General features: G+C 38.3%; 8 protein-coding genes. All 8 read right to left on the minus strand.

Features of this window, described 5'->3' with window-relative positions:
* Positions 1-3: 3 nt before the first annotated feature.
* A complete protein-coding gene (locus BLR73_RS09650) occupies positions 4-2,757 on the minus strand; it encodes a hypothetical protein (protein WP_143010934.1) in 2,754 nt (917 codons plus the stop codon).
* Between the two features lie 119 nt (positions 2,758-2,876).
* Complete coding sequence (locus tag BLR73_RS09655; RefSeq protein WP_091861517.1) at positions 2,877-6,110, minus strand: tubulin-like doman-containing protein; 3,234 nt, start codon at positions 6,108-6,110, stop codon at positions 2,877-2,879.
* A 25-nt stretch (positions 6,111-6,135) separates the two neighbouring features.
* On the minus strand, positions 6,136-7,770 hold the full coding sequence (locus BLR73_RS09660) for a vWA domain-containing protein (RefSeq protein ID WP_091861520.1): 1,635 nt from the start codon (positions 7,768-7,770) through the stop codon (positions 6,136-6,138).
* 171 nt (positions 7,771-7,941) lie between these two features.
* The gene (locus BLR73_RS09665) at positions 7,942-8,673 is read right to left on the minus strand and encodes a sigma-70 family RNA polymerase sigma factor (protein WP_091861523.1); all 732 of its coding nucleotides are present in this window, start codon (positions 8,671-8,673) and stop codon (positions 7,942-7,944) included.
* A 108-nt stretch (positions 8,674-8,781) separates the two neighbouring features.
* Positions 8,782-9,768, minus strand: coding sequence for a RyR domain-containing protein (locus tag BLR73_RS09670; RefSeq protein WP_091861526.1), 987 nt, complete (start codon positions 9,766-9,768; stop codon positions 8,782-8,784).
* Positions 9,761-10,357, minus strand: a complete 597-nt coding sequence (locus tag BLR73_RS09675) for a sigma-70 RNA polymerase sigma factor region 4 domain-containing protein (RefSeq protein WP_091861528.1) — start codon at positions 10,355-10,357, stop codon at positions 9,761-9,763. The genes BLR73_RS09670 and BLR73_RS09675 overlap by 8 nt, the downstream gene beginning before the upstream one ends.
* A 75-nt stretch (positions 10,358-10,432) precedes the next feature.
* Positions 10,433-10,984 (minus strand): hypothetical protein, encoded by a 552-nt coding sequence (locus BLR73_RS09680; RefSeq protein WP_091861531.1) that lies wholly within the window; start codon positions 10,982-10,984, stop codon positions 10,433-10,435.
* Between the two features lie 104 nt (positions 10,985-11,088).
* Positions 11,089-11,304: a hypothetical protein gene (locus BLR73_RS09685; protein WP_091861534.1), complete on the minus strand. Its 216-nt coding sequence runs from the start codon at positions 11,302-11,304 to the stop codon at positions 11,089-11,091.
* Between the last annotated feature and the right edge of the window lie 5 nt (positions 11,305-11,309).

An 11,309-nucleotide genomic window follows, 5' to 3' on the forward strand; every position in this document is an offset into this window, starting at 1 on the left:
TTGTTAATCGTTTGTATTAAGTTTTTCTCTAATGATTTTACGTTTTGCATGTGCCTTATTGTAAACTTCAGAGTCAAACAGTTTGAACCATTCTGACGAAGTGTCGTCATCAGGGAATAATGCCCATAAAAGAACAGAGGATGTAGAAACAATGCTCTCTTCTTTACCAGTTACTAGATTACTACGAATATCTCGGTCAAAATCTTCACGGGGTAATATTCGATTAAGAGAGAAATGTTCGAAACTTCTCCATCGTGTAATAAATATGAATTTTTCAAATAGAGGAGTGTATTGGTCTACTTGGCATCTAGTATCATAATGAGGCAGGTGACAAGCAAACAGAGGTTCAATCTCTCGGTTAGCTTTAATGTCTGCATATTCATGGTCTGCCGATGACGTTAGCTCACCATTTGTTGCTGCATAGTTCAACATGGGCTCTAAAAATTCTGTATGTCTAACCGTCTTATAATACTGGATGAGGTTATCACAGATAGTCGGTTGTTCTCTTGGTAGTATCTCTTTGTGGATACCACTAATAAGAGCAGACTTGAATTCTTTGATGGTGTCCTGCCATTTTTCTGCATCTTCTTTCTCTATATCACTGTGGCTCCTGAATATATATCTTCCAGAGGCTTCATCCAGTATCATATTTTTGTTGTCTCGGATATCAACATTGTTGAATAAAATTTCCAATTTGTCACTAAAATTATTGATAAGGATATAGTATAATTCGCGATTTAGTTCATTTACGAAACGTGGTTTTCCCGCAACCCTTATTTGTGCCCGTTTGATTCTGTCATCAGGGATGATTGTCTCTCCACCAAACGTTCCACCATTCAGATTAATATTAAACAGTGTTAGCGGCAGTTCTGTATCTGTCTGGGTGTCATTGACTTCAATATGCACATCTTTTCTTATCATTTTACACCTTTCCAGGTATTCGCCGCATAAGTCAGTAAGTCTGTCATAAAATATAGCAGATTCCATCTCAATGCGGTTGGCTACTCTTGCAAATGCATCGTGCAGGAAATATGACTTTAGAACGCGAATGTACATATTCTTTTTCCTTTGATATAAGTAGAACTTGATGAACTGCATCAAAGTAGGAATAAAGAATGTGAATGTGAACCAGAATTCAGAATTTCTCTTGATACGTCCTAAGTCAATAATATGAGGTGACAAAATATTAAGTATAGGAACAATAGCCAATGAGAAGATAATACCCAATAAGACGCATCTACAGATTATACTTAACAACGTTGGTTCTTGGCTGATATGTCCGGAAAGATCCTTAAGTGCCTCTTTTTTCATATCGGCACAGCCACTACCATCATTCTTTGTCTCATTATCATGAGTGTAACAAGTATGATAATCTTCAAAATGTTTTCTTAATTTTCTGGGTACATGCTCCTCTTGAATATTAGACCAGAATTCAACTTCAAGGCAATTCTTGATTTTAGCTTTTTCTTTTGATAATCTTCCTTGAGCATCTTTAAAGAGTTCTTCGATGAAGAATAAGCCTCCATCATCAGTCGTGATTTTCTTGATTACATTATTAATTGAAGGCTTAATGCCAATGGCTACATTCCTAAAGGCATTCTTGCGAGCGATAGATACTTTCTGTAAAGTCTCTTTTGTATTATCGTCAATAAACTCGATAATACTATTCATCAAATCAATAGGGAGTCGTCGAAGATATGACAGATAATATATCCTTTTTAGGGAGTCAGCGAGATAATCTTTAATGGGATGAGGATTTGGACTGGATAAATTGACTTGATAGATGTCGAGATCCTCAATATCAGTTGCTATTTGTATAAACTGTTTAGCATTGATGTCCTCGTTTTTGAGGATTTTTAAATCTTTGTCAGCTGCTTTTTCTTTATTGCCCTTTTCCTTAAATTTGCTAACAATATTATAAGCGATATTTGTACAGTCTGTTTCGTCTTCGAGATCCATGTTAAAGAATGCTGATGTTGCACCCATAGAAAAGAAGAAATCATCAGCTGATCCGGTTCCACTTAATAGAGGATGGACGGTATCACAAGCATAGAATAGGTGGATAAGGCATTGAAGCAGATATTCCGCTTGCCCTTTAGGGTCAAGCATCGGGTAATTACATTCTGTTCTGTTTTGGACATTTTGATACAACATAATGTGGTCATATCCACGAATTGTTGAATTTGTGTGTTGTACCTCAATTTCCTTTAGAGTACGTTGTATCTTAACTCGTTCGCAAACTTGTTTCGTGTTTACATCACATGGTATGTATAACATACCCATGATTTCCATTCCCTGATGGATATGATGAGGAAGGAACCTACCTTTCTCTTTCTGCAGCATGGATGCTATCGAAGCAAATAGCAATTGAGACTGTCTCTCTGTGATATCACCTAGAACGGCAATATTAATTGTTTGATATGGTTGGGCATTGGATTTCCTGAGTGTTTCAATAAAATCAATGCCTTCTTCTACCAGACTGTTTTGAAAGCTATATAGTTTTTCTGCAATTTCTATGTCTGTTATATTCTCTGAGTCTAATGACTCTGGAAGCTCGTCGCAGTTAACCTGGCTATAAAACCAATAGTCGCCATATACTGTAGTCCTTTTGGCAGCTAATCTTTTGTCTCGAGCATCAAGAATGTCTTTTGTGGAATTATCACTTTCGTTGATTTCTTTATTCGCAGGATTTTTTTTGTCCTGACCACCATTATTTTCATTATTTGTTTGTTCCCCATCTTTTGGCTTATTATCCAAAGATAGGTGTGTATGATGAATCTCCTTGACGAGACTTTCAAAAAAGTCCCGTCGTGGAGATTTGTCAGTAATATCTATAATCCAAAGTGGAAGCATCAGATATCCTTAATTTAAATTATTTACTTAATAAATTCATGTACAGTTCTATATTCCTCACGGATGATGTTGAAGAGTATATTGTACAATCTTCTCACTTCAGGCTTGCGTGCTTCTTTTTTCTTATTGAAAAGACTGTCAAGAATTTCTTTTTGTTTTTTCTCATATCCATCTTTGAAAATTTCTTCTCCGGTATGTTCTTTATTGTCACTATCTTTTATCGTGTATTTTAACAATGTAGAGAGTAAACCTTCAACCGTTTCTCCAAAACGATAGTTGAAATATAGATTACAGTACTTTTGGAATTGCTCTGCAAAATCAGCACCTTCTATTTCAAGATAGAGGTTACGATCATTATCTTTCTTTTTAAGAGTAGGCGCACCTGTTTTTTGATTGATTGTGAACGCCTCTGGCACAGCAATACTGAAGTACTGGCTGTTATTGGGATTTTCCTCATACATAGACACAGCATAGTTGTCTGGCTCATACTCATCCTTATAGAAGAATGGGGCTAATTCTTTCTTGAATGCATCAAGAATCTGGATCTTTGCAAAAGTATAGTGCTGTGGTAGAATCTCATCAGGCAGATCTGCTAATGTTATCTTTTCTTGGAACTGAGCGAACGAATGGTGGAAGTGGTACTTCTCGCGGAAGGTAGCCTTGTCATATACAGCCTTGATGGAGTCATAAATACGATAATCAGCAAGAGATAAACCGTATTTTGACTTTAAAACTAAAGCTGTGTTATCGCTTTCTGCCTTCTCAAAGCGGTGTTTGGGATTTCCTTTTTGGAAACCTAACATTTCTGCTGCCAGATCCTCGCTTCCTGCAACAAATACGACGTGTTCTTCCTTCTTAACTACATCAATTCGGTTTGAGTTGTAGCTGAAGAAGAGTGCTGGGTTCAGGCTACGGCGAACTTCGTCTTTCTCTTCATTTGTGAGTTCACCAAAGAAACCTGATACGTTTTGCTCATACCATTTACCTTGAACCTCTTTGTTGCCCTTAAGTTTCTTATCAAGAATGTCTGTAGCAATGGCAACGAAATCATCAACAATCTTCTGGGCATTTCTATCTTCGAGACGGCGATTTGTAAAGAATCTAACTTTATTCTGTAAAGTCTTTGAATCTTTTTTCTTATTCTCATCAAACGAATTGTCCCATTCGTATTTATATTGTCCTTTATTGATCTCTTTAATGACTGCTTCATCTTGAGAATTGTAGATGTCATCATCTACTAGTTTCATTATTTGGTCGCGATCTGCAGTTTCATCTTTATCTTTCTGTGCTTTAATAATGGTGGTGTAGATAGAACTGAAGAAATTATCTTGAATCCAACCATTTCCATCACATATATTACGAAGCTGAGGTAGATATACAGTGGTGACATCCATCGCTGCCTTACCAAAATTACCTGGCAGCACAGAGGTATATTGATGAACTGCTTCAGTATTTAATTCTGTAACTTTGCCTTTTATCTTGGCAATATAACTTTTGAGAATAGCCATCTCACTATTCTTCTCATCTACACAAATGTCCTTGAGAATGTCGTGAGCCCAGTATTCAATTTTATTCTTTATTGCCTCATCAACGTAGTCATTTAAGGCTGAAATGTACTGGCGAATTTCTTCTTTGTTATGACTGTTCTTTTCAAACTTTCCGTTTTTGTCTGCCTTTTCAAATAATTTCCTTAGTTCGTCTTTTCTTGAATCAATAGTATCCTTTGCCTCTTTTAGTTTGTTATCATCCTTTTCGTAGGATTCGGCAACATTTTTTCGTACAGCATCAATAGCATCATGGGTGTATGTTAAACCATATTTGCGTATCATATCTTCTGCAGCATCCCAGATGCCTTCAACTATTACCTGTTTGTATCGGTTACGTATATCTCCCTTTCCGTTCTTTTCAATCTTATTTAGAACGTCTTCAAGGAGACTGTCTATATTATCCAATTTTAGTTCGCTATTCAACTCACTTGCGCCTGTCGGCTGTGAATTCAGAGCTTCATCCAGTTCTTGGCGTTGACTGATTTTATAAGCAAGTGTTCCAGGTTTTACCTCGAGTTCACGGAAGAGTTCTTTCTTAAGTCCGTCAACTTTACTTTCTTCTATGGTCTTGCTGTCATTGAGTAACCAACTGCGAAGAAGGTCTCTTTTGAAACGATAGTGCATGTAGTTTCGGAACTGCTCTTCTGGCTTTTGCAGTGAAACATAACCCATAGGAACTAAGAAATCCTTATGGTTGCGTTCCATTATGTCATTCATGTAGTTATCGATGTCACTACGGAAGGTGGAACCTGCTTTACCATTGTGTAAATGATAAAGCATTTCCGCAGTATTCCTATACATTGTATGGGTGGAACCCAAACTTGTTCCCTTGTCTGTTTGTATATCTACAGGAATAAGATAATAGAAAGGACAATAACGCTTGTCAGAATTAATTAAGTTATAGTCATTCTGGAATGCCAATCTATGCATAACGGTCTGGCGCTCAAGATTATAACTCATTTCCTTAAATGCATCTAGTTCTGAAAAAACGCCAAATGCATTCAAAGCATATTTCTCTTCTGTTGCGTTGCTATCAATGTATACTTTAGGCATATACATGGTGAGAACAAGTTGTGGATCTCCATTTCCTACAACCTGATGATGAATCTGGTTGACATGATATAATACATCGTTGAAAATGCCTGAACCTGTACCTCCAAGTGTACTTCCAACTACCCAGTAGTAAATGATACAATCCTCGCCGCCTACTGTCTTTACATCATTTAGACCTGATATTGCAGCTTGTAGTTTTGACTGAAAATCGGTCAAAGAGTGGGCGAATGCTATGCGTGATTTCATACGGAATGCCCCTGCTCCGAATGCCAGAGGTTGATCTGGAATCTTGGCTGCCAGTTCTTTTGAACACGCCTCAAGAATCCTCTTGTTGATCAGCGTTTTAGGATCATTCTTGGCCTCATAATAGATGGCCTGTGGGTTGGCTCGTCCTAAGTTTATCAGGTCAGTTTGAGGACTGATAAATGGAACCTTTCCTTTTTCAAACGTCTCTCTATTGCGTTTGTTCGCCTCATCGATATCGCGTTGATCGGTATCGAGGAATAAAAAACGATAACTGTCGTTCATCTGCTGGAGACGAGATTTTGCAGCCGTTGCTTCAGTAAATCTTTTTTCGTAAACTTTCTCCTTGATTTGCGAAACGGTCTGGCAACCAGAGCCGCCAATTCCGATAAAAATGTGTTTGTCGTTAGCCATAATAATTTATATTTTAGTTGTTATATTAATCTTCTTTCATTTTTATTTTTATTGTGTGTGATTTCTCGCCTTCATTATCGCAACATGTGAGACGAACTGATGAGTTACTGTTTTTATCTAGAATGCCAGACGCATCAGCCTTACGTTTCCCAGAATATACAGTGCCTTGTGTCTTATGCCATTCAAAATGCGGTTTTGCCCATGGTGTAAAAGGATTCGACTTAACTCGGTTAATCTCAAATTGCCATTCAGCATCAGATATGCCACATGCGTTGCTGCCACCTTTTCCTACTTTGAGATGATATGTACCAGATGGTTTTTTAGTGTTGCCTATTTTTTCATCTTCTGCATCATAAATGGACACATCTGCGTTTATATCATATTTGGCATTTCTTCTCACGGCGGAAAGAACCCATATGATGTAAGCCAAGATGAGTGCTAGTATGAGGCAGCATACCCATAGGGGGAAGAAGAATGTAAACAAGAACTTGTCAATGCCTTCTTTTGTATTGGGCAATGGCTTCTTAACTCCTAGTGACGCCAGTTCATCATCATAAGGAGTGGGTAGGAGTATACCCAAATTGAGACTATCTTTAAGGTGATGAAAACCGTAAGAATTGTTCTCGACTTTTCCTAAGTCAAGCTTTAAATCTGTTTCTTGCGTATCTTGGAAATTCTCCTTATTATTTATAAACAGGAATCCATTCTTTGCCAAATATGTGGAATCTATCCGCATGGTCGGATATAACTTGCTTGGGGTCCAATGAATCTCTGCTTTGGTGTTACCGTCAATGTCAATGTCCGTCTTTAAAGTGATTGGCTCGGTTCTGTTTTCCAAGTCGATGACAGCGCGGAGTTTTGTTACCATTATTTCTCTCTTCAGACGATCAAACCATTGTCCAATCATTTGGCCCGGATTATTCATGGAGACAATCTCCAAGCCGCTTCCTCTTGTCGGGAATACGTCCGATTTTAATTGTTTTAGGCAATAACCAGGTTTGGATTGATCTACGGGTAATTCCAGGGCAATTGCACGGGTATAAGTATCATTTGTCGCAGCGCCAATGATTTCATTCATCTTCTTCAACTGACTTTCCGAGAATTTGTGCTCTGAAGGTTTGTCTCCCTTAACATCATTTCTAAAGTCGGTCAGTATAACAATTACATTCACCTTGTATTCACGAGTGGCCTGAATAATCTTTGCTATAGCTTCGATTGCTTTTTGGATATCGGTATACCCCTTAAACCCATCCGGATATGATGGATCGTTATATAATCTTTTGATATTCTGGTTTAAGGCTGTTTTAACTTGGGAGTCTATGACGCCGCTATAGTTTGCCATACTGCTTAGAGCCTCTGTACCGAATGGAATCACATCAACACAATCACCATTAGGGAGTGCATTAAAGAAAGGTATGATGGAGTTTACAACCATTTCCTCATATTGATTCATGGTTCCAGAAACATCTATTGCAAAAATATAATGGGCAGGATACTTAATTAGTTCTTCCCTGTAGAGGTTTGTCAATTTTGGGAATGTTTTCTCTAGATAATCCAAGCCACCTGTAGCAACAGAATTGTTGTCTGCCTGTGCTGTACAAAAGATATTAGACGCCAAAATAATCGCTAATACGATAGCGGTAAATATTGATTTCTTCATTATTTGTTGTTTTAGGTTTTAATGCAAATATACGACAAATCCTTTATTGTTGTTATTATTTAGCGAGAAAGAGATCGTTTTTTTATTCTATTTGTATATTGTTTATACTTTTTAACTAATAGGATGTGACTAGAAACAACAAAATACAGTGGGAGTTAAACTTCAGAATACTTAAGCTGCCTTTGCATAGGCAGCCTGTAGTTTGTTCAATTGCGCCTTTTTGCGGAGGTCGGCAATGATTGACTTCATTCTCTTAACAGGCAGATTATGCTTCTTTGCCAGATCAGAGATGTCGTATCCATCATATATCATCTGTGCCAGGTCCAATAATAGCTCGACATCACTAGGGTAGTACCACTTGCTGAGGAAAGAGCGCAAATGTTCCTTCGCCTCCTCCATGTCTCGGCGTATAACACATCCATCTATTGCAGCCGGAATACGGTCTATGAGGTCACGGCTCCAGTTGTCCTCATCATCTTCGTTTCTATCATCTAGCGACAAGCATGCCATTAGACTCTCAAATAGGGTGGGTGCTTTAACGGTACATGTCCAGGCCTTTATAGCCTCACTGATGGCCCTGCGGATGTGGTGTACTGCGTATGAACAAAAGTGATTGCCGAATGACGGGTCATAGCGATTAGCAGCTATAGTCAGACCATAGTTTCCTGCAGCGATGAGCTCTTCTATAGGAACTAAGGGCGTGGCCATCTCGATGGCACAGGTAAGTACGAAACGTAGGTTGGCTTCGATTAGTTTGTTGCGTGCAGAGGTGTCGCCTGCCAGTATGCGACGGCCCAGCTCCTGCTCTTCTTCCAAGGTGAGAGGCTGATTGTCTTCAATTTGCTTGAGGTAGTGGTTGGTACCTTCGGAACGATTCTCAAGGAGGTGATGCATTTTACTCATAATTCTACACTTTAATTATTACTATCTACAATACTTAGTACAAACAAAACCCCGAAATCTAACATAGATCTCGGGATTTTTTTTCTTATAGAAGTAAAAATAAGTGGATTATTTCTTTCTCTCTATCTTATAACCAAGCCGCTGTACAAGTTCAAGAATACCTCGGGCAGCCTTGCGATCATACTCCTTTTCTGATTCAGGAAGATCGCTGTACGGCAACATGTCAGGATTATGTTTTTCGTCACGAACTGGCCCATATTCTATCCCTTCTTTCCTTCTGTCTTTTGCCCATACCTCATGATTGTTTTCTGCAATAGCTTCTATCAATTCATCAAGATCAGTAGATAATTGGAATTTGCTGGCATCTATGGGAGCTGGTGTATATTGACGTTTGCCACGTTCTTTTACAGACACTATATAATAATGTGAGTCTTTCCAGGCAGAAATAAAACTATCAACCGAATGGGATAATTTCTGTGCGTTTTGAGGATCGTAAATCAGTACCTCTTTTTCATTGACAGAAAGTACTACAACAGCGTGATTAGGAATTATGCTGTTTGTTTCGTTGTTGTTTAGTTTGTCAGAATTGATTGCTACAATAATCTTACAATCATTGTCAAGCTCGTTTCTTAGGATATCAATGTCGCAATCGTATCGCCGCACTACAGATAGTTGATATTCTGAAAGAATGCGCCCAATATGATGAAGCGGAGTTCCGCCTTCTTTTAACCATTTATTCTTTTGGGATAATTCCTTAAGAGTCTTTATAGATTCATCAATATTAAATAGCTGGAGAACATATTGCTCACATTTTATTACACAGTCGTTAGGAGCTTTCATCTCATGGCCGTAAACCCTACTTTGGGCTGCAAGTCGCCACATCGGTAAATATGATACTTCTTTCGCAGATTCTATTTCCTCTCTGCTTACATGAATGTCCATTAACTCATGAGGAATAGACATCATGAAATCTATCTCTTCCTTCAACTCTGGGTCTTCTTTTGCTGCACGCAATATTTTAATCGTTTCTTCTGGTGTTGTTTCACCATCATAGAAACGAGCCATCAACTCTTCAGATAATAAAAGTTTACTCATAATCGTCCTCTATTTGATAATAAGTGTCTACAAACATAGCCCAAGCTTCACGCATAAGATTGTATAGATAATTTACACTCTTATTTAGATCTATAGCCAATTGATTATAGCTACATTTTTCTAATTTTCTCTTGCGGATAATATAAGCATATTCTTGATTGGGCATTGCTTCTAGTACTCGATCAACTATTTTTTTTGCATCCAGAATCTCATATTCTTCATTGCTGGAATCTTTTAAGATTTCAATGCCAACAGTTTCTGGTTTGTGACTTAACTCATTTAGTTCTGCATCCCTCTTTTTTATGAAAAACCTATAAGCCACAACAGTTAACCAAGTAGTTAACTTCGATCCGTATTTAAAGCCACGTAATACTTTGGCATTATTAGCCATCAGCTCAATATACAGATCTCGAATCATACTTTCTCTAAGCAGCTCCTTGCTTGGATGCGAAAGATAAAGTTTTCTAATAACATAACTAAAAACTTTCTCGCATTCCACCCAGAAAAAATAATGCGTGATTTTATCGTTACGGGCTATCAGGCCTTTCACAATCTCTTGGTCGGATAAATATTCGTTTTTAGCTTTCATGGGGGCAAATATACGAAAAAACTTCGAATTAGCTACAAAACTGCTTAAAAAAAAGTGTTGTTTACAAAATCATTGCTAAATGATGTTTTGGAGATTGGGGGCGATAATGACTTCCAGACCGTTATATACAGCGGGGATAACAGTGCGACCGTTATACTGGCGCGGATTGCCGAAAGTTAGCTCTTCATACCCCATCTTCCTACCGATTGCTTTGCGTACGAAGGCTATTGCCATACTCATCATGTGGTTGAAGTCTTTCTCTGCGGCAGCTATCAATCTCTTAGGGTCTGCCATGAAGATAGCTCTGAAGAGACTTGCAAGCTCAGGAAAAGCCTTTTCTGGCTTGTTAAGACTGCGACGCTGATATCCCTTGGGGTGGAGTAGGGTGTATATGTATAGCAGCTTTGAGTAGCGGTCCTCAAACTTGATGGCCTCCTCTGTGTTGTCATCCTTCAGTATGATGACGTCGTAGATGTTAGAACCAGTGATGTCATTGACGTCACGATGGCGCACTTCGATGGCTATGGGTTTCGGAGCCCACTTCTTGTCAGCCGCCATGTATTCTGCCAGACGCTGCTGCATCTCTTCTACACTCATCTGCTGGATAGCTTCTTCAATTCTATTCATATTCTTATAGTGTTTAAGTTCTACTTATATATATAGTACAATAATAGGACAAAAATCTAACAAGGATGTGAGAATGTGGCTTGTCCTTTTATCTTTTTTAACTCTTAATGCCTGTTAATGATGACTTTTGCTAATTTTTCATGAAGGTTGGCATCGAAGATTCGTTCAAAGGTAATTACTTCTAAAATGGGACATCCTTGAGTGACGTTACGGAAAAACGCAACCCACTCTTGACTGGTTCGGGGTACTATTGATAACTTTTCGTATTCGCTCTTTGCAAGTTCGTACCCATAGGAATATGTCATGTCTTGATTGTCCATACGCT

The organism is Prevotella sp. khp1 (assembly GCF_900102205.1).
GTDB classification, from domain to species: domain Bacteria; phylum Bacteroidota; class Bacteroidia; order Bacteroidales; family Bacteroidaceae; genus Prevotella; species Prevotella ruminicola.

What these genes read in the sequence shown, in the direction of transcription:
- BLR73_RS09680 (WP_091861531.1), bottom strand. Translation starts at nt 10,984, where the DNA reads ATGAATAGAATTGAAGAAGCTATCCAGCAGATGAGTGTAGAAGAGATG.
- BLR73_RS09670 (WP_091861526.1), bottom strand. Translation starts at nt 9,768, where the DNA reads ATGAGTAAACTTTTATTATCTGAAGAGTTGATGGCTCGTTTCTATGAT.
- BLR73_RS09685 (WP_091861534.1), bottom strand. Translation starts at nt 11,304, where the DNA reads ATGGACAATCAAGACATGACATATTCCTATGGGTACGAACTTGCAAAG.
- BLR73_RS09675 (WP_091861528.1), bottom strand. Translation starts at nt 10,357, where the DNA reads ATGAAAGCTAAAAACGAATATTTATCCGACCAAGAGATTGTGAAAGGC.
- BLR73_RS09655 (WP_091861517.1), bottom strand. Translation starts at nt 6,110, where the DNA reads ATGGCTAACGACAAACACATTTTTATCGGAATTGGCGGCTCTGGTTGC.
- BLR73_RS09665 (WP_091861523.1), bottom strand. Translation starts at nt 8,673, where the DNA reads ATGAGTAAAATGCATCACCTCCTTGAGAATCGTTCCGAAGGTACCAAC.
- BLR73_RS09660 (WP_091861520.1), bottom strand. Translation starts at nt 7,770, where the DNA reads ATGAAGAAATCAATATTTACCGCTATCGTATTAGCGATTATTTTGGCG.